The sequence below is a fragment of the Streptomyces pseudovenezuelae genome (genome assembly GCF_029892565.1).
Classification (GTDB): domain Bacteria; phylum Actinomycetota; class Actinomycetes; order Streptomycetales; family Streptomycetaceae; genus Streptomyces; species Streptomyces pseudovenezuelae_A.
In genome coordinates this window covers 77,921-99,924 of the sequence record NZ_JARXVH010000026.1, presented here as the reverse complement: position 1 = coordinate 99,924, position 22,004 = coordinate 77,921, and the positions used below count along the sequence as shown (strand labels likewise).

The 22,004-nt window shown below is 66.7% G+C and carries 21 protein-coding genes and 6 pseudogenes; 15 read left to right on the top strand and 12 right to left on the bottom strand.

What is annotated here, in order from left to right; genetic code table 11:
• The first annotated feature begins 295 nt into the window (after window positions 1-295).
• Complete coding sequence (locus M2283_RS45915; protein WP_280882543.1) at window positions 296-745, top strand: ATP-binding protein; 450 nt, start codon at window positions 296-298, stop codon at window positions 743-745.
• Here the strand turns inward: M2283_RS45915 and M2283_RS45910 are convergent.
• Complete coding sequence (locus M2283_RS45910) at window positions 735-857, bottom strand: hypothetical protein (RefSeq protein ID WP_280882542.1); 123 nt, start codon at window positions 855-857, stop codon at window positions 735-737. The genes M2283_RS45915 and M2283_RS45910 overlap by 11 nt on opposite strands.
• Before the next feature lie 299 nt (window positions 858-1,156).
• Window positions 1,157-1,369, bottom strand: coding sequence for a hypothetical protein (locus M2283_RS45905; protein ID WP_280882541.1), 213 nt, complete (start codon window positions 1,367-1,369; stop codon window positions 1,157-1,159).
• 591 nt (window positions 1,370-1,960) lie between these two features.
• On the opposite strand from M2283_RS45905, the gene M2283_RS45900 reads away from it, so the two are divergent.
• On the top strand, window positions 1,961-3,256 hold the full coding sequence (locus tag M2283_RS45900; RefSeq protein WP_280882540.1) for a helix-turn-helix domain-containing protein: 1,296 nt from the start codon (window positions 1,961-1,963) through the stop codon (window positions 3,254-3,256).
• A 489-nt stretch (window positions 3,257-3,745) separates the two neighbouring features.
• Here M2283_RS45900 and M2283_RS45895 read toward each other — a convergent pair.
• Window positions 3,746-4,602, bottom strand: a pseudogene (locus M2283_RS45895) (SDR family oxidoreductase).
• 60 nt (window positions 4,603-4,662) lie between these two features.
• On the bottom strand, window positions 4,663-5,205 hold the full coding sequence (locus M2283_RS45890; RefSeq protein WP_280882539.1) for a TetR/AcrR family transcriptional regulator: 543 nt from the start codon (window positions 5,203-5,205) through the stop codon (window positions 4,663-4,665).
• 251 nt (window positions 5,206-5,456) lie between these two features.
• On the opposite strand from M2283_RS45890, the gene M2283_RS45885 reads away from it, so the two are divergent.
• Window positions 5,457-5,606, top strand: a complete 150-nt coding sequence (locus M2283_RS45885; protein ID WP_280882538.1) for a hypothetical protein — start codon at window positions 5,457-5,459, stop codon at window positions 5,604-5,606.
• Between the two features lie 407 nt (window positions 5,607-6,013).
• On the opposite strand, the gene M2283_RS45880 is transcribed toward M2283_RS45885, so the two are convergent.
• Entirely contained in the window at window positions 6,014-6,658 is a 645-nt protein-coding gene (locus M2283_RS45880; protein ID WP_280882537.1) for a TetR/AcrR family transcriptional regulator, read from the bottom strand.
• Window positions 6,659-6,880: 222 nt separating this feature from the next.
• Between M2283_RS45880 and M2283_RS45875 the strand changes: the two are divergent.
• The 4 genes and pseudogenes from M2283_RS45875 (at window position 6,881) to M2283_RS45860 (ending at window position 9,717) form a co-directional block, all read left to right on the top strand.
• A pseudogene (locus tag M2283_RS45875) lies at window positions 6,881-7,735 on the top strand (MBL fold metallo-hydrolase).
• A gap of 128 nt (window positions 7,736-7,863) precedes the next feature.
• Entirely contained in the window at window positions 7,864-8,478 is a 615-nt protein-coding gene (locus M2283_RS45870; RefSeq protein ID WP_280882536.1) for an MFS transporter, read from the top strand.
• Window positions 8,462-8,824: pseudogene (locus tag M2283_RS45865) on the top strand (transposase); the annotation flags it as partial. The gene M2283_RS45870 and the pseudogene M2283_RS45865, both read left to right, overlap by 17 nt.
• A 287-nt stretch (window positions 8,825-9,111) precedes the next feature.
• Window positions 9,112-9,717, top strand: a complete 606-nt coding sequence (locus tag M2283_RS45860) for a hypothetical protein (protein ID WP_280882535.1) — start codon at window positions 9,112-9,114, stop codon at window positions 9,715-9,717.
• Here M2283_RS45860 and M2283_RS45855 read toward each other — a convergent pair.
• A pseudogene (locus tag M2283_RS45855) lies at window positions 9,714-10,079 on the bottom strand (transposase family protein); the annotation flags it as partial. The gene M2283_RS45860 and the pseudogene M2283_RS45855 sit on opposite strands and share 4 nt — an antisense overlap.
• Here M2283_RS45855 and M2283_RS45850 point away from each other — a divergent pair.
• Complete coding sequence (locus tag M2283_RS45850) at window positions 9,988-10,299, top strand: hypothetical protein (protein WP_280882555.1); 312 nt, start codon at window positions 9,988-9,990, stop codon at window positions 10,297-10,299. The pseudogene M2283_RS45855 and the gene M2283_RS45850 sit on opposite strands and share 92 nt — an antisense overlap.
• Before the next feature lie 99 nt (window positions 10,300-10,398).
• Here M2283_RS45850 and M2283_RS52145 read toward each other — a convergent pair.
• The 5 genes and pseudogenes from M2283_RS52145 to M2283_RS45830 all read right to left on the bottom strand — a co-directional run.
• Window positions 10,399-10,539, bottom strand: a pseudogene (locus M2283_RS52145) (IS630 family transposase); the annotation flags it as partial.
• Between the two features lie 73 nt (window positions 10,540-10,612).
• Complete coding sequence (locus M2283_RS45845; protein ID WP_280882534.1) at window positions 10,613-11,242, bottom strand: TetR/AcrR family transcriptional regulator; 630 nt, start codon at window positions 11,240-11,242, stop codon at window positions 10,613-10,615.
• A gap of 180 nt (window positions 11,243-11,422) precedes the next feature.
• The gene (locus tag M2283_RS45840; protein WP_280882533.1) at window positions 11,423-12,442 is read right to left on the bottom strand and encodes an NADP-dependent oxidoreductase; all 1,020 of its coding nucleotides are present in this window, start codon (window positions 12,440-12,442) and stop codon (window positions 11,423-11,425) included.
• A gap of 147 nt (window positions 12,443-12,589) precedes the next feature.
• Window positions 12,590-13,207: a TetR/AcrR family transcriptional regulator gene (locus M2283_RS45835; protein WP_280882532.1), complete on the bottom strand. Its 618-nt coding sequence runs from the start codon at window positions 13,205-13,207 to the stop codon at window positions 12,590-12,592.
• A 398-nt stretch (window positions 13,208-13,605) separates the two neighbouring features.
• Complete coding sequence (locus M2283_RS45830; protein WP_280882531.1) at window positions 13,606-14,529, bottom strand: NADP-dependent oxidoreductase; 924 nt, start codon at window positions 14,527-14,529, stop codon at window positions 13,606-13,608.
• Window positions 14,530-14,602: 73 nt separating this feature from the next.
• Between M2283_RS45830 and M2283_RS45825 the strand changes: the two genes are divergently transcribed.
• From M2283_RS45825 to M2283_RS45800, 6 genes are all read left to right on the top strand, one after another.
• Complete coding sequence (locus M2283_RS45825) at window positions 14,603-14,983, top strand: winged helix-turn-helix transcriptional regulator (RefSeq protein ID WP_280882530.1); 381 nt, start codon at window positions 14,603-14,605, stop codon at window positions 14,981-14,983.
• Window positions 14,984-15,149: 166 nt separating this feature from the next.
• Window positions 15,150-16,820: a class I adenylate-forming enzyme family protein gene (locus M2283_RS45820; protein WP_280882529.1), complete on the top strand. Its 1,671-nt coding sequence runs from the start codon at window positions 15,150-15,152 to the stop codon at window positions 16,818-16,820.
• Window positions 16,817-17,698 carry an amidohydrolase family protein gene (locus tag M2283_RS45815; protein WP_280882528.1) on the top strand — a complete coding sequence of 294 codons (882 nt, stop codon included), beginning with the start codon at window positions 16,817-16,819 and terminating at the stop codon, window positions 17,696-17,698. The genes M2283_RS45820 and M2283_RS45815 overlap by 4 nt, the downstream gene beginning before the upstream one ends.
• Complete coding sequence (locus M2283_RS45810; protein WP_280882527.1) at window positions 17,698-18,495, top strand: SDR family oxidoreductase; 798 nt, start codon at window positions 17,698-17,700, stop codon at window positions 18,493-18,495. Before M2283_RS45815 ends, M2283_RS45810 begins: the two co-directional genes overlap by 1 nt.
• Window positions 18,496-18,821: 326 nt before the next feature.
• Complete coding sequence (locus M2283_RS45805; RefSeq protein WP_280882526.1) at window positions 18,822-19,853, top strand: NADPH:quinone reductase; 1,032 nt, start codon at window positions 18,822-18,824, stop codon at window positions 19,851-19,853.
• Window positions 19,854-19,947: 94 nt separating this feature from the next.
• Entirely contained in the window at window positions 19,948-20,271 is a 324-nt protein-coding gene (locus tag M2283_RS45800) for a hypothetical protein (protein ID WP_280882525.1), read from the top strand.
• On the opposite strand, the pseudogene M2283_RS45795 reads toward M2283_RS45800, so the two are convergent.
• A pseudogene (locus M2283_RS45795) lies at window positions 20,218-20,382 on the bottom strand (FAD-binding oxidoreductase); the annotation flags it as partial. The gene M2283_RS45800 and the pseudogene M2283_RS45795 overlap by 54 nt on opposite strands.
• Before the next feature lie 160 nt (window positions 20,383-20,542).
• On the opposite strand from M2283_RS45795, the gene M2283_RS45790 reads away from it, so the two are divergent.
• Complete coding sequence (locus tag M2283_RS45790) at window positions 20,543-21,541, top strand: IS701 family transposase (RefSeq protein ID WP_432423231.1); 999 nt, start codon at window positions 20,543-20,545, stop codon at window positions 21,539-21,541.
• The last annotated feature ends 463 nt before the right edge of the window (window positions 21,542-22,004 follow it).

The following is a 22,004-nucleotide window of genomic DNA, read 5'->3' as shown; positions in this document are numbered from 1 at the left end:
CTCAGCGGGGGTGGGGCCCGCCCGCGCGCCCTCCCCGCCCCCCGTGGGGGGGGGGTAGTGCGCCCCCGTGGGGTCCGATTGGGTCTGTTGGGGGGGGGGGCCCCCCCCCCCCCACTTGCCCGGCGAGCTCTGAGTGCCTGACTGTTTTCGAACTGCCGCTGGGAGACATCGGTCTGACGTTTGGCCCTTGAGCCGCCTTCATCGCCTGTGAGAGTGACCAATGCATATTCGCCGGATGGTCTGACATGTCCAGGGCACGGTAGGAAGCTCGATGACTGAGCCATCGGAGACCGTGATGACGCATCCCTCCGAAGAAGATCTCTGGCCCCTTGGCGAGGACAGCGGCTTGCGGACGGTTGGACTGGCCAGGAACGTGACCCGCAGGTTCCTGGCCCTGGCCGCGCCGGAGGGCGAGAGCGCGATAGACACCGTGCTGCTGGTGATGTCGGAGCTGTTCACCAACGCGGTGCGGCATGCCGGCGGGGCGACCGGGTTCCGGCTGGAGGCCGGGCCGGGAACGGTGACCGTGGCGGTCCACGACGCCAGCACCGTGTCTCCGCGCTCTCTGCCTCTGGATCTCACCAGGCCGGGCGGCTTCGGCTGGCTTCTGGTGCGGGAGCTGGCGGTGGACGTGCGGGTCGAGGTCCATGCGATGGGCAAGACGGTGACGGCTGTCGTGCCGTGCCCCACCGGCGTCACATCGCGCCATTTAACAGGTGTTGCTGATTCCTTGATCAGTCGTTAGCCAGGCCGTGGAAGATCGTGATCATGACGTTGTACCCTTCGCGGATTTGCTGGGGGGCTACTGGCTGGAACCAGCCTTCGACGATCAGCGCGATGCGGTGGAGTGCGAACACGGCACCTGTCCGCTGCCCTCTCGGAGCAGCCGGACCGCCATAGTCGTCTTCGCGGTCGTCACTGTGATTGCGGCAGTGGTCGCGGTCCTGATGTAGGCCGTGTTCGGGTAGAAACAGGCACTGGGGCGACGATCCCCCACCGCCCGCGCAGCGTGGCGCCAGCGGCCAGGCGCTCTCCCAGCACGCTCGATCACCACTCCGCCGAGCGCTGCACCGAGCCCCATCGCCTCGGGGTCCGTTGCGCCGTACGTGGCTTCGCCACCACCAGATCAGCACCGCTCAGTCAACCGTCCATGACCTCAGCACGCGGGCCGGTACGTGGCAGCCGGGCCGATCGCGCTGGCCCCGAATCTTGCCCGGATCCGGTCGGCGGTCGCCTCCGCCACCAGGCGCGCCTGCCGGGCGGCGTCGAAGCTGAGCTGTTCAGCGACCTGGTCGGCGTCGACCAGGTCCTCGCCACGCAACGCGAGTCCGGCCAGCCGGCCATGCTGGAGGCCCGCGGCATCCATCACCTGGTGATCCTGCCGCACCCTTCTGACCTGGGCTTACGGAGGCTGAAACGGCTGTGACCTGCTAGGACGGGTTGCAGAGACGATCGGAGACAGTCAGAGGGAAACGCTCTGATTCGACCCCGGTTCGACCCGGGTTGCTCGGAGGCAGTCAGAGGCGATCCCTCTGTAACTCGCCTCCGGGAGAACCGAGTTGACGGAGATCGATCAGGAGCGGCAACCTCGACGGCTCTCTGCTCCCGCCTTGGTCGAGTTGTGATGGGGACGCCTGCCTCCTGAGCGGAGCCAGGCATACGAATGCCTCCAGGACGGCAATCCTGGAGGCATCGCTGGCACCGATCGGAGGTCGGTTCCGGGTACCACCCGTGGTTTTAGCGGGCCTGGGTGGCGCCCTCGTCTTTGCGAGACGACCTCACCGTGCCCCAACACAGTCATCAGGCAGAACCACAACGGCAGACAACTGAACCGCTCGACCGCCTGGGCCTCCACCGGCTTCGCCCGGCTGCGGCCGAGCTCGTTCTTCTCGGGGATCTCACCGGCCGCTACGCGACCGGCAGTTACAGCAGACTTGGCTCCGACGGCCGCACCGTAGTCATGCGCCAGGACCGGGAGGGTGCGGCCAGGCACGGGCACCGCATCACGGCGGCCATCGCCTGCCATGTCGCCCGGTCCGGCGGCACCGTCGACGAGCTGACCCGGCTGTTGCTGCACCCCGACCACGACGGTGGCCGGCATGCTCAGCACATCGCGCTGCGTTCGGGGCAGGCGCGCGCCCTGGACTACATCCGTCGGGTGTGGGCCAGTGCCTCGGCCGTGGTCACTGGAACGCGCGTGCTGGAGTCGCGTCACCACGCCTACGAGGTCCTCGCCGCGCTGCGGGATCGCATCGAGACCACGCCGTGGCGCGGCGAGCGGGGACGGACCGCGCTGCGGGTGCTGCGGGCCCATCTGAGCTTCGCCGAGACCGCCGGCGGCCCGCTGCACCACGCCAGTGAGCGGCAGACCGCGGAGGAAGCGGGGATCTCCCGGACGACGCTGCGCGCGGTCTACGAGACGGTCCTCAAACCGGAAGGCTGGCTGCGTCGTCTGCGGGTCGGTCACAGCCGGGAGGGCTCCACCTGGTACCTCGACCACGCCGGCACGGGTAACCCTCGTGCCCGCGCTTCGCTGTCTCGTTTCTGGACCACTCAGTACCCCCCCGACCTGGCGCTTGAGGAGTGGACCACCCCTGAGACAGGCATGACGGCCGATATCGACTCCACCGTCGTCGCCCGCCTGATGGGCCACGCCGCCTTCGCCCACCGCGGTCTCGGCAGCTCCGCCCTCATGGTCATCGGGGCACTGCACGTCCAGCCTGCCCAGACGGTCAGCGATCTTGTCGCTACGGCCTCGGTGTCCCGGGCCACTGCCTACCGGACCTTGCGGCGCTTGGCCGACCACGGTCTCGTTCACCACGTCGGCGAGACCTGGACGCTCGCCCCGCGCGCGGTGGAGGGCTTCGGTCTCAGCCCTCTGGATGCCGCTTCGCAACCAGGCACACGTCCGGTACTGGGGTGGGAGGGCATCGCCCGGTTCTACGGCACGGCGGGCACCGCGGTCCGACGCACGCTGTTGGGCAAGAAGTTCGAGGGCACGGATCATGTCTTCCGGCTCAACGGCGAAAGGGTCCAAGCGTTCTCAGGAGTCGCGGCCGACATCCTCGATGCTGTCGTCACCAGGAAAGAGGACAAACGACACGCTGATATCGCAGCCTATCGGCAACGCGTACACGCGTGGAGGGACAAGCGACATGGGACGTTCCGGGACCGCGAGTGGGGCGGGCTGGTCTCGATCAGTCCGGACGGCACGGTGCTGGCCATGCGGCAGATTCCGGCGTTCCAGGACGAGTAGTCCGCGCGGCCTGCGTCACCAGTTATTCGAGCACAGCTCAGGCGAGATTCCGTGATGCAATCAGCCGATCGGTCAGCTCCACCGTGGCGAGGTACCACCAAAAAAACCCAGTCCAGGAAGGCTTCGTCGTGGTCGCCGCGCTGATCGGCCCGACGGTGTCGCAGGTCGTAGCGATTGGCAGGAGCGGTTCGAGTACCGTCCACTGGGCGTCGGTCAGGTCGTGACGAGCGAACGCGGGTAGCGTCTCTTCGCGGGGTCTCCGTGCAGGTGAGCGTCTTCTTGGTCGATGAACCCACCTACCGGAGACGTCGTTCATACGCATACTGCGATATGCCGCAGCGATCAGATCGTGGCCAGCACCTTCACGAATCGAGCGAAATTCTCAAACGGAACCGAGGAGCTGGCCCCCATCACCGATATCTCCAATACAGCCGATATCGCTGATGTCACCGATGAAGCCCAGCCCCTTTCCCTTGCCTCGGCGATCCTTCAGCCGGTGCTGTCATCCTCCAACTGCTCGGCGACGCCGCGGGGTTCGCGGCCGAGCAGATTGGCCAGCAGGGGGTCGACCCCGGCGAAGCGGCCTTCGCGAGCGGCCTGGTATCTGGTGAGCATCATCCGTGCCATCCCCTCCGGCATGCCATCCGCGACCTTGTCCGCGATCCACTCCTCGTCGTCCAGCACGACTCGCTTGACCTCGCGGCCGCTGATCTCGGAGGCCATCGCGGCGACGTCGGCGAGGGTCACGGCCTGCCGCGCGGTGAGGGTGACCGGCCCGTCGAACCTCCGGTCACCGGCCAGGATGACCGCTGCCGCTTCGGCGGAGTCGGCGCGGTCGGTCCAGGAAATCGGGCCATCGGCCGGAGCCGCGATCTCGCCGGTCTGCCGCCAGGGGCTGAGCAGCCAAAGCACGCTGTGGGCGTAGTAACCGTTGCGCAGCGAGGTCCAGGCGACACCGGATTCGGCGAGGAGCACCTCGGTCGCGGCGTGATCCCGGGCCGGGGGAAGGGACTGTCGACCCCGGCACCCTGATGGCTGGTGTACAGGATGCGCCGGGCTCCCGCTGCGACGGCAGCCTCGATGCCGACGCGGTGCAAGCCGACATGGTCGGCATGCGGGTCACTGGAGGACACGAGCAGGACCTGCTCAGCACCCTCGAAGGAGTGGCGCAGCGCGGCCGGATCCGCGTAAGAGCCCTGCCGCACCCGCACCCCGCGTTCGGCGAAGTGCCGTGCCTTGCCGACGTCGCGCACGCTTACGCCGATCCGCTCCGCAGGAACACGCTTGAGAAGGTGCTCAACAGTGGCGCCGTTCAACGCGCCCGTGGCCCCGGTGACAACGATCACGATGAATCCCCTTTCACTTGTCACACCCGCCGCACTCAGTACGCACGGAACGGGATTGCCTCAGCGGCCCTCAAGCAGCAACGGCAGGAGAATGTCGTCGACGAGGTGCTCGACAAAGCGTTCATCGCACGGCTCGCCCGCGACGACCACACGGTGCACGATGACCGCCGGAGCGATCTCGGCAAAGAGCTCGGCGGCCCGGGGAGTCAACCGCTCGCCGTCCCCGATCGCCTTGCGGAACGGCTCATCAGTCATCGCCGCCTCGTCCCGGCGCAGGATTCGACGCATCTCCTCAGCAAGCCGCGGGTCCCCACGCATCCCCGCGAACAGCGCCCCGAGCAGTCCGATCTCCTGCTCGGCAATCTCCCGAGCCAGCCACCCGGCAAGCGCAAGCAGGTTCTCCCGCAGGCCGACCGCGGCAGGCGAGGGCGGCGTGGCATGCGAGCGATAGTCCACCGCCGCGGCAACAAGGTCGGCCTTGTCCCGATAACGACGGTAAATCGTCGTCTTGGCAGCCCCCGACCGCCCCGCAACCGCCTCAATCGACAACTGCTCGTACCCAAGCTCCGTCAGCAGCGACAACGTCGCCTCCAGGATCGCCACATCCCGACGAGCATCCCGCGGCCGCCCCATGCCGGCCGCCACGTCCGCCCCACCGCTACGCGGCCCACTCGATGCCCCGGTCAAGAGTGACCGCCCCACTTTCGATACGCTACCGTTTCGTATCGAAACTAACCCCTGATCGCCCCCGAGGCCAACCCGAACGGCGGGCGGACAGTGCTTTCCGGCCACCGGTGCGACGCCCTACTTCTGGGTCGGGCCCGGCGCGGCGGCGCGGCTGGGCCCCGGGCAGGATGACGATCGGGGTGCGCGGCCCGCCCAGGGCGGACGGGGAGTTGGTGACGATCGGGGAGCCGGTGGTGGGCTCGTCGGCCAGGGCACCGTTCACGGCCTGCTGCCAGATCAGGGCGCAGATGGTGGCGTCGAAGATCTCGCCGCCGTAGTACCTGCTCGACGCGGTTGAGGTCCGGGCGAGCTGGCCCCTCCACCCAGCCTGACAACGATGCCAGTACGACTGGACAAAGAGCCTCGGACAAGGTGCGCTCCACCGCACACCGCTTGGGCTGGACCTGGAAGCCGCGCTGGTCAGGATCCTTGCGGACGATCTCCAGCTCACGGCCGAGGATCTGGGCGGTCCAGTCGACCAGACGGTCGGCGAAGCCCTGGTCTGCCCAGACCGTCCGGACCCCGGGGTGGTCGAGCCTGGTCCACAGTAACGGCCGCTTCGCGCTGTCGCGGTCCTGGATGCTCGCCGCGACGACGTGGACGGCCAAGCGCAGGCCGAGGGTGTCGGTGACGATGAATCTCTTGCGGCCCTTCACCTGCGGCTTGGACAAGGGGACGTGCCCGGTCAGGCCGCTTCGCCGACGAGGAGACCCAGCAGGATGATGTCGAGCGCGCCAGCGAGGCGCTGGTGGAGGTCGAAGGGGGCTGGTTCCTCCCGGATCCAGCGCAGGATTGTCGTGAAGTAGCAGGCGGCCAGCAGTTGTCCGGCCTGGTCGCAGTCGACGGCCGCCCTGATCTCACCGCTCCCCCGCCCCTGTTCGACGATTCTGGCGAGTTCGATCTCCAGGGACGGGTCCTGAAGGAGGCGGCCGTACCGCGCGGAGGCGTCCATCAGGATAGTGGTCTCGGCGCGGGAGACGGCGTTGAGGTCGGCCATCTCTTTCAGATAGCGACGCAGCCGGTCTCCGACCGGCAGGTCCTCGGCGTGCTGGGAGCCGAGGATCTCGTTGACGCGGGCGCGGCGGCGGACGCCCCACTCCTCAAGGAACCCGACCTTTTGCGAGAAGTGGTTGAAGACGGTGGCCCGGGCGACGTCGGCGGTTTCGGCGATCTGGTCCATGGTCGTCGTCTCGTACCCCTGGGCGACGAACAAGTGCACCGCAGCCGCGTAGAGCCGGTCGCGCACCTGCTGTCGCTTGCGTTCCCGGCGTCCGGCGGGCGGTGCTGCGGGCGTGGACACCACTTCGCCTCCTGCCTCCGGGATCTTCATGGCCGCCAGTACAGCACATGGCCGCACGGGTATTGACGCCACCCCGCCACCTTCTTAGATTAGCGGCCATTGATGGACCCCAGTCCATCAATATACTCAAGTCTCGCCATCTGATGCGGGGCGAGAACAGGAGGCAACGTGGCTTCCGTGGCAACCCGCACAGGCTGTGTCGAGGTCGGACACGGCTGTTACGCCTGGATCGCAGGCGAGTCCGGATGGGGCATGAGCAACGCCGGGCTGATCACCGGCCGGGGCGAGTCACTGCTCGTCGACACCCTCTACGACCTGCGGCTGACCAGGACCATGCTCGACGCGCTCACGCCGCTGACCGCCACCGCGCCGATCGCCACCGTGGTCAACACCCATGGCAACGGCGACCACTAGTTCGGCAACCAGCTCGTGGCCCACGCCGAGATCATCGCGGCCCGCGGGTCCGTGGCGGACATGCGACAGGTGGGTCCGGCCGAGATCCTGGCGCTGACCGGCATGGACGGCCCCACCGGACACTTCGCGCGACGGATCTTCGGCCGTTTCGACTACGCCGGCATCGAACCCACCCTCCCGACCCGGGTCTTCGACGGCGAGACGGTTCTGGACATCGGTGGCACCGAGGTCCGCCTCATCGACGTGGGGCCCGCGCACAGCGCCGACGACACAATCGTGCACGTGCCGCGGTCCCGGACCGTCTACACCGGCGACATCGCCTTCGCCGGGGCGGCGCCGATCGTCTGGCACGGCCCCTTCACCCGCTGGCTCGCCGCCTGCGACCTGCTGCTGGGCCTCGACGCGGACATCGTCGTACCCGGCCACGGCCCCGTCACCACCAAACAGGCCGTCCGCGAGATCCGTGACTACCTCGAACACGTCCATGAGCAGGCCACCGCCCGCTTCACCGCCGGAATGCCGGTCATGGACGCGGCACGCGACATCCGCCTCGGCCGCTTCGCCGACCTTGACGAGAGTGAACGCCTCGCCGTCAACGTGCACACCGTCTACCGGGAGCTCGACCCCACCCTGCCCCCGCTCAACGGTCCCGGTCTCTTCGGCTGCATGGCCGAACTCCGCCCCCGCGTCTGACGACGTTCCCCGCCCTCCCTCGCTGAGGCCCCACCCTCCGCTGAAAGCACACCGCCCCCGCCCGGTGCGCCCAGCTCACACCGTCCCTCTCGGGCCGTACATCCCGCCAAACCCTGCAAGGAGGAGACATGCTCTCCACCCCCGCCTACAACCCACCCGCCGTCCCGTCGTCCGATGCCGCACCGGCCACCGCGGCACGCCACACCGGCACGATCATCGCCGGTTGTCTGGCCGTCTGCCTGGCCCAGATCGGACTGGTCCTGCCCGCCGCGATCAACGGCGTCATGCAGCGAACCCTCCATGCGTCCGGCGGAGAACTGACCTGGATCAGTGACGCCTTCCTGGTGCCCGCCGCCATCCTCGCGTTGACCTTCGGTGTTGTGGGCGACCTGTACGGCCGTAGAAAACTGGTGGTGGGCGCGGCGCTGCTGTCCGCCGTCGGCTACCTGGTGTCCGCCACCTCCCACTCGGCAGCCCAGCTGATCACCGGCCAGGCGATCTCCGGGATCGGAGCCGCCGCGCTCTTCCCCGCCTCCCTGTCCATGATCACCTCGATCACGACCACCCCAGCCGCGCGAGCCAAGGGGCTGGCCTCCTGGACCACGGCCCTGTCGCTCGGCGCCTTCCTCGCCCCGCTGATGTCCGGCGGGATCGTCGAACACGCCTCCTTCCAGTGGGCGTTCGGCGTGACCGGCGTGCTCGCCCTGATCACCGCGGTGGGTGCCTGGCAACACCCACGATAGCGAAGGGCTGAAGCCCATGATCGGGGGTCACCAAACGAGACACGACCCTCACCGCGGCCGGTACTTCAAGCCCCAGCGTCTACACGCAGACAAAGCCTACGACCACGCCGACCTGCGCAGATGGCTCCGATGGAAGCGAATCGGAGTACGCATCGCCCGCAAAGGCATCGAATCCAGCGAGCGATTAGGGCGTCGGAGGTGGGTGATCGAGCGCACGATGTCGTGGCTGTCCGGCTACCGCAGACTCAGCCCCCGCTACGAGCGTCATCCCCGCAACTACCTCGCATTTCTCGGACTGGCCGCGGCCCTCTGCTGCTACAAGCGCCTCGTCCGCCTCACCACGTAGGACACGGTCTTATGTGCGGCAGGAGGGCGGGAGGGGACACGGGGCCGTCAGACCAGGGCGTTCGCGACGGCCGTAACCAGCAGCGTGGCCGGGGGCAGTGAAGGAAGGCCCTCTCGTCGGCGATCCACATTTCAACCCTCCTCGAATTGATTGCTGGTGCTCGAGCCTCGGATTTAGCATACGGAACGGGCTACGGCCACTGCTGCCGGGTCCGAAATGGCCGCCCGTATGGCCGAGTTCGGGATCGATCGGACCAGCCTGGTCCGGGCTGAGAGGAAGGGGACTAAATGACCAAGTACCGCGTCTTGGCAGGCGGCAGGCGATGGCGGCTTTTCGTCGCACTCACGGGCACCCTGCTCGCGGTGATGGCCACCACGACTGCCAGCGCCTCCACATCCACCGAACTCAGCCAGGATTTCGCCGCGCAGGCGAGGGCGATCCATCTGAGCGGCGCGCAGACCGTTGCGCTGAATACCGAAGTCGAACGTATCCAGGCCAAGATGGGCGGAACGCGGGTCAACCTCAATACGATCGCCCTTGGCGGCAGGAACAGCGTGCACGTAGCCGTGCCGGGAGAAGCTAAGCCGCGGGACCTGAGCTCTGTCCTGGGCGCTGGTGCCGCCGCTTACGACCCGTGCTCAGGCGGAGCCGATTACGGCTGGTTCTGCGCCTACGATGAGACGAACTTCAGGGGCGGCTACATCGAGATGTACGACTGCGCCGATTACTACATGCCGTGGGGCGTCACCGGGTCGTGGGACAACAACCAGACGACCGGCACGAGAGCCCGGATGTATGACGGCAATGGGAATCTCGGCTACACGACACCGGGGGCCCACAGCTCCGACGACGTCGCCCCATGGGCCTGGGTCTATTGGATCAGGAACTGCTAGAGGTCGTCCCGTATGAGGCAGGAGTTGTCCAGTGAGGGCAGGTTGCGAATCCGGGCAATGCCCAGCATCGTTTGGTGAACGTCGTGTCCCTTGAGCCGGCAGTCCCGCAGAAGTTTCCAGTTCTTCAGCCGGGACAGGGCGTGTTAGATCCGTGCCCGGGCCCGGCGATGGACGGCGTTCTCTGCTTCCTGCTGGGGGCTGAGGTGTCTTCGGCCTCGCCGTCTGCGCTGCGGGATCAGCAGGCCGGTGCCCTGGTAGCCGCCATCAGCGATGATCGGGGCGCCGCGGCAGACCCGGTCGACGCCGGACTCGGTAAAGGCACGACAGCCGTTGCGGCTGCCGGGCAGCGGCAGGCCGATCGCCCGCAATGCCGTCCCGGGCGTCGTCGACCCCGACATGGACCGCGGCGAGCGGCCCTTCGCCTGGTTCAAATACTTCCTCAGCGAGGGCGGCTGCGTGGTCATCGATGAGCGCCTGGGCGTGGGGCTGTGGCCGGCGGGCGTGCAGCACGACGACGCCCTGTTCTGCGAGACTGCGGTCACCGGAGAGTTCGGCCTCGACGACGTCAGTACCGGTTCCTAGCGGTGGTTTGTTGACGGCGGATCGGGGCGGTAGTACGTCGGAAGTGAGAGTTCCAACTCGCCTTCGTGGAGCACCAGATGACGAAGCGGCTGCCATGCCCGCCCGCGCACTGACCCGCAGATCCTTCGCGATCACCGCGTTCTTCTCGCCCTGCACGAACCGCTCACCAGCCTCGAAACGGACCCGCTCCCGAGCCTGCTGCCCCTCGGCGGTCAACCCGCCACCCTGCGCATACCGCATATCACCGGCCTACCGCAGGGATCACCACCCGTCGCCCCCTCCGACAACACCTCGAAGAGGTCAGTAGGGCCTCTTAGCCTGCCGCGAACATGCCTTGGAGGTGCGCCACTTCGGTCTCGGTCAGCGGGTGTCCGATGGCGTGGCGCCAGACGACAGTCATGTGCAGCGCGGTGACGTCGGGCGACGCAGGAAGGGTCCCGGTTCGCGTGAAGTACAGCCCCGCCGACACGAGTATGTCGGCGAGCAGCTCAAGGTTTGCCGCTCGAGAGACGCGAGCGTCGGGGTTCCCCTGGAGGCCTCGGAGGATCGGCTCGACGTAGAGGTGTCGGAGCCTCGACCTGAGTGGCGCCGCATCCTCCTCGAGTGCTATCACCTCTTCGAGCAACTGCCACAGGCTGCGCTCGGGTGTGATCAGGGCGAAGAAGTCCCGAAGAGTCGTCCAGAGTCCTTCGACGCCGGGCGCGGTGCGCCAGATTTCACGAGCCTGTTGCCTGCCTTCGTCAGCCATGTCCTCGAGGAGGACAGACACGAGATCTCGCTTGTTCTCGAAGTGGAGATAGAAAGTGCCGTGTGCACGGTTGGCTCGCTGGGTGATCTGAGCGACCGAGGTACGGGCGTAACCCACTTCGCGAAGCAGCGAGCTTCCTGCCTCCAGAAGGGCCTGGCGCGTCTGCTCGTTGCGTTCCTTCTGGGTCCGCCGCACTGTTGTGTCTCCCACGCTCGCGTCTGTTCGTGTGCTGCTCGACGAGTTCTGGACCGGGAAGACTTGGATCGGGCCACCAGGACGGCAACATCGGTGACGTAAACTATAGAGCTCGGCTGGGTGTGGCGAGGCGGTCAGCGACTGCCGAGGCGTCCGTCGAGCTTGGCCCGGGCTGTTGATTCAGGCCTGGTCCTCTGCCAAGCGGATGATCGCCTTTCCGGTGTTTGTACCGGTCAGCATGCCGGTGAACGCTGTGGGAACTGACTCGATTCCTTGAGTGATCGTCTCTGGGTTCATCAGTCGGCCGCTTTCCAGCCACGCTCCCACCTGAGCATCGAAATCCTTCCGAAGGTCCTCGTGATCGAATGCGATGAACCCGTGCAGACGCAGCCGTTTGGCCACGACCTTGATGGCGTCCACGGGGACCGCGCGATGTTCGGCCGCGTTGTAGGTCGAGATGGTTCCACACATCGCCACCCGCCCGTAGTCATTGAGTACGTCGATCGCCGCGGCCAGGTGGTCCGACCCCACGTTGTCGAAGTAGACGTCGAGTCCTTCAGGGAAGGCGCTCTGCAACTGCTTCAGCACGGGACCAGTCTTGTAGTTGAACGCCGCGTCGTATCCCAACTGGTCGACGAGGTACTTCACCTTCTCGATGCTCCCTGCACTCCCGACGACGCGCTTGGCGCCGGACAGCGAGGCGAACTGCCCCACCATGCTGCCGACGGCACCTGCCGCGCCGGAGACGAAGACAGAGTCCCCGGGCCGGAAACCTGCAATGTGGAAGAGCCCGACGAAGGCTGCGAAGGCGGGCCCTCCCAGGACGCCAAGATAATAGGAGCTCGGGTACCGGCCCTTGTCGACGACGCGAGCCGCCTTGGCGTCAACGACTGCATGCTCTCGCCAGCCGGCTTGATGCACGAGCCAGGAGCCCAGAGGAACATCATCGCTCCGCGTCTCGATGACCTCGCCGACGGCGCCGCCGGTCAGGGCCTCCCCGAGTGCGAACGGGGGGACGTAGGACGGAACGTCATCCATCCGCGTCCGCATGTAGGGGTCGACCGAGAGGACAAGATTCCTCACCAGACACTGACCTGGCTGCAGCGCCGGCAGGTCACGCTCGACCAGCTCGAAGGTCTCGGGAGCAGGGAGCCCGACAGGTCGTTGCATGAAGTGCCACTCGCGTGTCGTCAGAGACATCGACAGTCCTTTTCTACGTCAGGGGGCTCACCATTTAATGATATCGATGTCACTATGTTGGAAGGGTGACGTCCTGGCAAGCCCAGCGATGAAACGCTCCTCGATGTCCACCCGTGGCACCGCCGTCCACGAGGTGTTGCGTCGCGCCTACGCGTGGTCCGTGGGCGAGGTGGACACCTGGTCGTATCCGAGTGTGAGTGACCAGATCGTGGAGATCTCATCCGCCAATTCATCAGGCGTCCAGCTGGGGTTTTCCTGGTAAAGGGCGCGGGTGCTGTCGGAGAGCATGCCGGCGAGGACCTGCGCAAGAACCTCGGGATCAAGACCGGGCATCAGTGCGGGGGTCCCGGCGGAAGCCATGCCGTGCATGATGCTCGTCGCGAGCTTGTGGAACCATTGGTCGCTCAACTTCTTGAAGGTCGATTCCAGGCTGCTGCCCTGATCGAGGAGCAGCCAAAGATCTCGATCTTCGCCGTACGCTTCGATGAACCTGCGGACGGTCTTGTGCACGCCAGACTCGGGTTCGTCCCACTGCCACAAGGTCTTGGACTCAAGCGACAACTGGGCCATCGCGTCCTCGAGCAGCGCCTGCAGCACCGCCTCGTTGTTGGCGAAATGCAGGTAGAACGAACCGTGTGCGCGGCCGGCGCGTTTCGCGACGTCGGCAACGCTGGCATGAGCGTAGCCCTTCTCGGCGAACACCTCCCGGGCTGCGGACAGCAATCGTCGCCGCGTCTCGGCGTTGCGCTCTTTCTGTGTGGGCACGGGGGTCAGCGTACTGCCGTCGGTCCTGCGGCCGGCGGGGGCGAGTCCACCCGGCCCGTCCCGCCCGCCGAGCGCGGACTCGTGATCGCGTCGGGGACGCGCGAGCCGGCGGAGTCCGGCCCTTGACACCAGTGCCGGGTGCGGGGAAAGTCGCCCCCAGCACTTAATGATGCCAGTGTCAGTAAGTTATCCGTCGGCTTCCGCTGTGCCAGCGTCGGCTGTCGCTGGGTCCAGGCCATCGAAAGGACGAGATCGTCATGGCGACATTCATCCTGCTACGGGGCGGTTGGCGCGGGGGGCGGGTGGGGGACCTACCGGCGAACGGCCGTCCTGCGGCGGAACTCATGGCCGCGCGCTCCCTCCATGAGGCCTCGCTCAGGGGTGGCCTCATGGAGGAGTCAGACGGTGAGGACGAGCTTGCCCCGGAGGTGGCCGCTCTCGAGCGCTCGGTGCGCATCGACGACGCGCTCGAAGGGGAACGTCTCCTGCACGTGGACTCGAAGCTTGCCCTGCTCGACGAGCTCGGCAAGACCGCGCAAGCCGACCGGATCGGGGTCGACCACGATGCCGCTGAAGCGCATGCCGGCTGCCTCGCAACGGGCAGCGAGCTCCGGATCGTCATCTTCCACTGCTGTCAGCAGATGACCGCCCGGGCGGAGCACCGCGATCGACCGCTCGACGGTGTGACTCCCGATCGTGTCGAGCACGACGTCGATGTCGCGAGCCGCCTCGGCGAAGTCGACGGCCGTGTAGTCGATCACCTCGTCGGCGCCGAGCTCCTCGACGAACTCCCGCTTGCTCCCGCTGGCGGTCGTGATCACGTGCGCGCCAAGTGCCTTCGCGATCTGGATCGCGACGTGGCCGACCCCGCCGCCGCCGCCGTGGACCAGGACGCGGTCGCCCGCGGTCACGTCGGCAAGGTCGACGAGGCCCTGCCATGCGGTCAGCCCGACGGACGGCAACGCTGCGGCCTCGACGTGCGAGAGCGCCGCCGGCTTGTGCGCCAGCTGCAGCGCGGGCGCCGACACGAGCTCGGCGTACCCGTTCACCGGCCGGGGGAACATAGGCATCCCGAACACTTCATCGCCGGGCTTGAGCCGCCACGTGTGGGGCGCCTTCTCAACGACGCCGCTGATGTCCCAGCCGAGGGTGAGCGGCAGCTGCACGGGGAACTCGCCGGCGCGCAGGCGCGTGTCCAACGGGTTCAGGCCGATCGCCTTGACGCGCACGAGGACCTCGGTCGGGATGGCGTGGGGCTCGGGCGCGTCCACGATGGTGAGCACCTCGGGACCGCCGAACTCCTGCTGGGTGATGACTCGCATGACTCTCCTGGTGTGGCAAGGGGGAGCAGTCAGCCTATGTTCGCGACAGGAACTCGTAGGTACCTGAGGAACCATGAACGGTTTTGATCCCGGCGACGGCTTCCTCGCCGACTGCCCGGCGCGTCTGACGATCGAGCTGCTCACCGACAAGTGGTCCGCGGTGGTGCTCTACGGCCTCAGCGAGGGCCCGGTTCGCCATGGTGAGCTGGTTGAGCTGATCGGCGGTATCTCGCGCAAGATGCTTACCCAGACGCTCCGGCGCCTTGAAGCACACGGGCTCATTCATCGCCGCGCCTACGCCGAGGTGCCGCCCCGCGTCGAGTACGAGCTGACACCACTGGGGGCGACGCTGCTCGAACCGATTCACGTGCTGACCCAATGGGCGAAGGCGAACGGCGACGCGCTCCTCGGTGCCCTCGACGCCGGCGCCGAGTCCGTCGACGACAGCGAATGACGCACGTCGAGCCCTGAGCAACCCGTCGACCGCGCTCGCCTCGTGGTCTTGATACTCGCGCGGCGTCTGTGCATAGTCATGGTGCCACTTAATGACAAAGCCATCAGTAAATGTCCTCGCGGCCCACTTGGGTCGCCGATGGACGGGCGTTCATGGAAGGGGACTCATGGCCATCACTCGGGAGGACACACTTCTCACGCCGGAGCTGATTGAGGAGTACACCGCCGCGGGCTACTGGTCGGAGGAGACTTTGGCTGATGCCTTCAGGCGCAACGCGGATCAGTTCCCGGACAAGATCGCCTATGTTGACGATCACTCGCAGGTGACCTGGGGTGAGGTGTGGCAGATCAGCGGCGAGGTGGCGTCGGGTCTGGCCCGCCGGGGTGTTGGGCGTGGGGATGTGGTGGCGGTGCAGCTGCCGAACCGGATCGAATTCGTGCTCGTGCTGGCCGCTGTCGTTCGCTTGGGTGCGGTGTTCTGTCAGTTTCCGCCGGCCTACCGGGCGCGTGAGATCGAGTTCATCCTCCAGTTCTCCGAAGCACACACCATCGTGCTGCCGGACCGGTTCCGGGGCTTCGACCACACCGAGATGATCGATGGGATCCGCGACCGGCTGCCAAAGCTGGTCAACACGGTCGCGGTGACCACCGGCGAGTCCCCGACCGCACTCAAGGACACCTGGGTCAGCCTGGACCAGCTTCGTCGTGACCTGGACCCTGTCGACCCGGCGCCGGATCGGCCTGCCGACGCTAACGACGTCATGCGGATCGCCTTCACCTCGGGAACGACCGGTGAGCCCAAAGCGGTGATGCACACCGCCAACACCACGCTCTACATGACTCGCCATGAAAGCGAGGAGAGGGGCATCGACGGCGATGCCACCATCCTCGTGCTCCTCCCCGTAGGCCTGAATGCTGGTTTCGGCACCATCGTTCAGGTGGCGAATGCCGGGGCGCGGGGGGTGTTGATGGAGAAGTTCTCACCGACCGCGCTGCTGGACCTGGTGGAACGCCACCAGGTGACGTCGTTCCTCACCGCGCCGACGGCTCTCCTCGCGATTTTGAGGGACGAGAGCCTCGGCAGCAGGAATCTGTCGTCGCTGCGCTTCGTCCAGACCGGCGGCTCGTCCACACCCGTGGAGGTGCTCAGGGAGGCCAACGAGCGGTTGGGCTGCCCGGTCATCGATCTGTACGGCATGCTCGAGACCGGTGTCACCTCGTGCACCGATCCGGATGAGCCCTACGAGGAATGGGTCGGCACGGTCGGTCGTCCCTATGGGTTCATGCAGGTCCGCATCCTTGATTCCGACGATGCGGACGCGCCCACCGGCGTCGAGGGCGAGATTGTGAAGAACGGTCCCACCATCTGCGTGGGCTACTACCGCAACCCGGACAAGAACAGGGAGAGCTGGACCACCGACGGCTGGTTCCGCTCCGGCGACCGCGGTCGCCTCGACGCCAACTGCAGGCTCACCATCTCGGGTCGGTCCAAGGACATGATCATCCATGGCGGCGCAAACGTCTGGCCCCGAGAGCTCGAAGAGATCCTGGTCCGGCACCCCGACGTCGCCGATGTCGCCGTGATCGGCATCCACGACGACTACTTCGGTGAGAACACCTGCGCCTGCGTCATCCCCCGACCCGGCGCGGAGCCCACCCTCGAGGACCTCATTGCTTTCATGAAGGACGAGGTCGCCAAGTACAAGCTCCCTCAACACCTCGAGTTGTTCGACACCTTCCCCCTCGGACCCACCGGCAAGGTCCTCAAACGCCACCTCACCGACGAGGTCGAGGCACGACACACGGCAGCGACCACCTCCGAAGGAACAGCACGATGACCACACCGCCCCGTCTGATCGACTTCCACTCCCACTGGGGCACCGAGCAAGGCTGGAAGGGCAGCCCTTTCGAGACCCGTGAGGCCCGGGAGGCGGTACGTAACTACTTCAAGTGGGACATGACCTTCGTCAGCGAGGAGGAGCAAGCGGACCAGTTCCGTCAGGCCAACACCAAGGTGATGCTCGACCTCGCGTACACCTACAAGATGGACGTCGGTGCGATGCGGGACCAGCACGACTACGCATTCGACTACACGCGCGCGCACTCCGACGTGGTGCTGGGCAACTGGATCGGGATCGATCCGACACGGCCCGATCATGTCAAGGAGCTGGAGCGCTGTCTCAGTGATGGTCCGGGCCTGGTCGGGATGGGACTCCACCCGTTCTCTGCGGCTGGGACGCCGGACCAGCCGGGGTGGGAGGAATGCCTGAGCCTGTGCGTCGAGGCCAACCGTCCTGTGCTGATGCTCGTGGGCATGTCAGCGAACGGCGCCGGGATGCGTGGCGGCATGGGCCTCGAGCTCGAGAGCTGTCATCCGCGTTACGTCGACCGTGTCGCGGCGCGCTATCCGGACCTGAACGTGATCGCGGCGCGGGTGGCGTGGCCGTGGCAGTCGGAGATGATCGCGATCGCGCTGCACAAGGCCAACGTCTGGATGGAGCTGCATGGTTGGTCGCCGCGCTACTACCCCGAGGAGCTCAAGCGCGAGATCGGCAAACGGCTCCGCAAGAAGGTGTTCTTCGCCGCCGACTACCCGATGCTCAGCCATGAAAAGTTGGTCCGGGAATGGCAGGAGCAGGGCTTCGCGCCGGACGTCCTCGACGACGTCTTCCACGGGAATGCCGAGTCGTTCCTGGCCTCGATCGGAGTCAACTGATGGATCTGGGACTGACAGGCAAGGTGGCCATCGTCGGTGGCGGAAGCGACGGGTTGGGCTTCGCGATCGCCGATCGATTGCTCAACGAAGGCGCCTTCGTGACGATCTTCGGACGACGTGCGGAGAAGGCCGCCGCGGCCGCTGAAGAGCTCTCTCGCAGGCACGGAGAGGACAAGGTCCTGGGGCTGGCCGCCGACTGTTCGAATGCGGACGACATCGACCGGGTCACGGCCTCGACGGTCGCTCGGTTCGGAGAAGCCGTGCACGTCCTTGTCACCAACGATGGTGGGCCGCCCGTTCGCCCCATCTCGGAGCTGACTGACGACGTCTGGGTGACAGCATTCGAGCGGCACTTCTACTATGTGGTGAGGTCCGTGCGAGCCACGCTGCCCTACATGACCACCGAAGGCGGCAGCATCCTCAACGTCGTCTCCGCGGTCGTCCAACGACCGGCCGTCAACATGGCAGCCCCGGTGACCGTGTGGTCGGCGGTGATCGGCTATGCCCAGACGCTGGCCCTCGAGGTGGGGAGGCACAACATCAGCGTCAACACCTTGATGGCCGGGCTGTTCGACACACAGCTCGTCGACAAGATGATCGACAGACAGCCGCAGCTCTCCAAGGACCGACTGGGGAACAGGGCGCCGCTGGGACGCATCGGGGAGCCGCGCGAGTTCGCGAACATGGTTGCAACGCTCGTGTCGCCGAACTCACGATTTGTCACGGGGACGGTGACGCCAGTGGACGGTGGAGCCCTCATCGGGGCGGGCTTCGGTACGCCAAGCCCCCCGGCTTGACTGCCGTCAGGTTTCCTTGGGGTCCTCGGCTCAGCCCTCGTCGACGTGGTGAGGTGTCAGCAGAGTCACGCCATCCGACGGCTCACCCAACACCTCAACCCACCACGCCGAAAGCGCTCACACCCCCGAGTCGTCAAACGCAGCGTCCTGAAATGGGCAGCGAAACGCTCCCACCACTCACGCCGGCCCCAACCCGAACACAGCCCGCACATCACCACCCAAATCCACTAACTGAACGATATTGAGGCTAAGCCGATGGCAACACCACTCAACTCGCGGCATCGCGTCAAGGGCCACGCCGAGGGCCCGGAACTGAGCAACAGCTGATGCGCGCCGTCGTCTACACCCAGAGCGGCAACTCCTCCGTGCTCGACCTGGTCGAGCGGGCGGCCGCGGACCCCGGGCCGGGCGAAGTTCGGGTGCGGATCGTCCGCGCCGGGGTCAACCCCACCGACTGGAAGTTTCGCTCCGGCGGTTTTGGCAAGATGACCTTTCCCGAGATCGTGCCCGGCCAGGACGGTGCCGGTGTGGTCGACGCCGTCGGCTCCGGTGTAACCGACATCGCGGTCGGCGATCGCGTCTGGACGATGCTCGCGCAGCACGCCCGTCCAGGGGGCACGGCGCAGGAGCTGGTGGTGCTGCCCGTCGACAACGTCACCACGCTTCCCGACACCTCGTCGTTCGACGTGGGCGCCGCGCTGGGCGTCCCCGCCGTCACCGCTCACCGTGCGCTGACCACCTCCGAGGACGGCCCCGATCGGCTCGCCCCGGGTGCGCTGGCCGGCCTGACCGTGCTCGTCGCGGGGGGAGCCGGCGCGGTCGGCAACGCGGCCATCCAGCTTGCGAGGTGGGCTGGCGCCATCGTGATCAGCACGGTGAGTAGCGACGAGAAGGCCACGCTCGCGAAAGCGGCCGGCGCCCAGCACACCGTCAACTACCGCGAGGGCGACCCGGTCACGGCCATCCGTGACCTGGCTCCTGACGGTGTCGACATCGTCGTCGAGGTGGCCCCCGCGCAGAACCTGCGCCTTGACCTCCAGGTGATCCGGCCCCGCGCGACAATCGCGATCTATTCTAGCGAAGGCGGCAGCGAGGTCGCCCTCAGCGTTGGTCAGGCGTTGTCCACCAACGCGCGCTTTCAGTGGGTGCTGCTCTACACCGTCGGGCGGTCGGCACTGCGCGCGGCAGCCGAGGACATCACCGCAGCGCTGGCCGACGGCGCCTTCGGCGTCGGCGAGGAGCACGGTCTGCCCGTGCATCACTACCTGCTCGAGCAGACGTCGGAGGCTCACGCCGCCGTCGAGGCCAGCGCCGTCGGCAAGGTGCTGATCGACGTGTGCGAGACGGCGTGGCCGTAGTACTCCAGGTCAGCGAGATGTAAGCGACAGGCACTCATCGAAAGACGCCGCGGCCCGCCAGGGCTACCGCAGAGGCCCCCGCTTCACCGACGACATGCTCCACACCCTGCTCTGGCGCCGCGCGAACGGCGAGACAGTCGAGTACATCCAGCCCGCCCTGCTCATTCCCACCGGCCGCCGCAAGGGACACAGCCCCAGCCTCTCCAGCATCTACCGGGCCCTGGCCGAGCACGAGAAGACCCAGGCATACCCCGAGGCCATCGAGACCGCGCACGCGGACTTCGCAGCCCTCCAGCAGCACGGCCGCAGCCCTAGGCAGTCACTCAGTGTTACTCGCCACCTGGCGGCAGTTATGCGAGAACAGGGCCTGGGCCGCGGAGTCGACGACGGTTCCGGAGGGCAACACGAACTGCAGTGACTCCAGGGTGCGGTAGGTGTTGCCCTGGATGCCGCAGTTCATTCCGCTGGAATTGTTGGCCACTATTCCGCCGATGGTGCATGCGGACTCGCTCGCCGGGTCGGGGCCGAGTCTAATACTCCAGCAGCACTTTGACGTTTTCCCTGTTCAGGGGCGGTTTGGGTGAGTGTAGTGGGCTGGTTGTCGGCCCGTGCACTCTTTCCCGGGCCGCCCCTCGAACGTGTGCAGCCGCCACTGATAATGGCAGCAGCCCGGGCAGCCTTCCGGCGTGATCGACGAGCGGGCAGTTGAGATCTGGAACGACGAGCTCGATGAACTGTTCCTGCGCACCGGCCACCGCTTCAGGCGCGTCGAGCCGCGCCGCAGGATGCGTGACTACATCCGTGGACTACTGGGACCGGTCCGCAAGAACGGCTGGCAGCTGGCCGAATACGCCGGACACCGCACACCCGACCGCCTCCAGGTGGACCGGGAGTTGTACCTGCCCAAGTCCTGGACCGACGACCGCGACCGCTGCCGCGCCGCCCACATCCCCGACGAGCGGGCCTTCGCCACCAAGCCCGACCTGGCCAAGGCCATGGTGCTGCGGGCGATCGCCTCTCCGCTGCCGATCGCCTGGGTGACCGCAGATGCGGCCTACGGTCAGGAGTGGCGGCTGCGCCGCATGCTGGAGGAGACCGGCCTGGGCTATGTGCTCGCGGTCCCCAAGTCCCAGCAGGTGCCGCACTTCGGACGCGTCGATCACCTCTTCTCCCAGGCTCCTGACCAAGCGTGGGAGCGGCGCTCGTGCGGTGACGGCGCAAAGGGCCCGCGCGTCTACCACTGGGCCGCTCTGCAGATCACCCCCATCGAGGACTTCGACGGCGAGATGCCCACCCACCAACGATGGGCGCTGGCACGCCGCAGCATCAGCAAGCCCGAGGAGATCGCCTACTGCCTCGGCTACGCGCCGCTGGGCACCCCGGTCGAGCACCTGGTGCGCGTCGCCGGAATGCGTTGGGCCATCGAGGAAGCCTTCCAGGCCGCGAAGAACGAATGCGGCCTCGACCAGTACGAAGTCCGCCGCTACACCGGCTGGATGCGACACATCACCCTGGCCATGCTGGCGCACGCGTTCCTGGCCGTCATGGCCGCCGACGCGGCAGCAAAAGGGGCAGCAGAAACGGTTCCTGCCTCGCGCCCCTCACCGTGGCAGAAGTTCGGCGGCTCCTGGCAACTGTCCACTCACCCACCGCCGTCCACCAACACCTCACCAGCGCACGCGCGCTGAGATGGTCACACTGGCGCAGACGACGCCAAGCCGTCGCCCAACGCTGCCATTATCAGCGGCGGCTGCACACGATCGAGGGGCGGCCCGGGAAAGAGGACACGGACCGACAACCAGCCCACTACACTCACCCAAACCGCCCCTGAACAGGGAAAACGTCAAAGTGCTGCTGGAGTACTAGTTGCCGGGGCGCCTGCATGCCGTCCAACAAGGGCTTCCGGATGTGAGGCCTCACCCAAGAGGGCTCGGGCTCTCGATGCCACCGCGCGGTTGAGCCGGCACCAACCGACAGCACTCCTGCTGGTTGCAGCTGCGAGGTGACGGATCGGGGGTTGCTCGACTCCAGAGCGATGGAAACCACCACATTCGAACCGTTTGACAATGGAGTGCTTAAGTAATGAAACAAATATTGACGAGTATCAACAGACTGCGTAGCTTCCGTGCCGACCATCCATGCACTGCACGC

What these genes read in the sequence shown, in the direction of transcription:
- M2283_RS45800 (WP_280882525.1), top strand. Translation starts at nt 19,948, where the DNA reads ATGCTCCACACCCTGCTCTGGCGCCGCGCGAACGGCGAGACAGTCGAG.
- M2283_RS45820 (WP_280882529.1), top strand. Translation starts at nt 15,150, where the DNA reads ATGGCCATCACTCGGGAGGACACACTTCTCACGCCGGAGCTGATTGAG.
- M2283_RS45830 (WP_280882531.1), bottom strand. Translation starts at nt 14,529, where the DNA reads ATGCGAGTCATCACCCAGCAGGAGTTCGGCGGTCCCGAGGTGCTCACC.
- M2283_RS45810 (WP_280882527.1), top strand. Translation starts at nt 17,698, where the DNA reads ATGGATCTGGGACTGACAGGCAAGGTGGCCATCGTCGGTGGCGGAAGC.
- M2283_RS45885 (WP_280882538.1), top strand. Translation starts at nt 5,457, where the DNA reads ATGACGATCGGGGTGCGCGGCCCGCCCAGGGCGGACGGGGAGTTGGTG.
- M2283_RS45815 (WP_280882528.1), top strand. Translation starts at nt 16,817, where the DNA reads ATGACCACACCGCCCCGTCTGATCGACTTCCACTCCCACTGGGGCACC.
- M2283_RS45805 (WP_280882526.1), top strand. Translation starts at nt 18,822, where the DNA reads ATGCGCGCCGTCGTCTACACCCAGAGCGGCAACTCCTCCGTGCTCGAC.
- M2283_RS45840 (WP_280882533.1), bottom strand. Translation starts at nt 12,442, where the DNA reads ATGTCTCTGACGACACGCGAGTGGCACTTCATGCAACGACCTGTCGGG.
- M2283_RS45870 (WP_280882536.1), top strand. Translation starts at nt 7,864, where the DNA reads ATGCTCTCCACCCCCGCCTACAACCCACCCGCCGTCCCGTCGTCCGAT.
- M2283_RS45850 (WP_280882555.1), top strand. Translation starts at nt 9,988, where the DNA reads ATGATCGGGGCGCCGCGGCAGACCCGGTCGACGCCGGACTCGGTAAAG.
- M2283_RS45900 (WP_280882540.1), top strand. Translation starts at nt 1,961, where the DNA reads ATGCGCCAGGACCGGGAGGGTGCGGCCAGGCACGGGCACCGCATCACG.
- M2283_RS45915 (WP_280882543.1), top strand. Translation starts at nt 296, where the DNA reads ATGACGCATCCCTCCGAAGAAGATCTCTGGCCCCTTGGCGAGGACAGC.
- M2283_RS45880 (WP_280882537.1), bottom strand. Translation starts at nt 6,658, where the DNA reads ATGAAGATCCCGGAGGCAGGAGGCGAAGTGGTGTCCACGCCCGCAGCA.
- M2283_RS45825 (WP_280882530.1), top strand. Translation starts at nt 14,603, where the DNA reads ATGAACGGTTTTGATCCCGGCGACGGCTTCCTCGCCGACTGCCCGGCG.
- M2283_RS45860 (WP_280882535.1), top strand. Translation starts at nt 9,112, where the DNA reads ATGACCAAGTACCGCGTCTTGGCAGGCGGCAGGCGATGGCGGCTTTTC.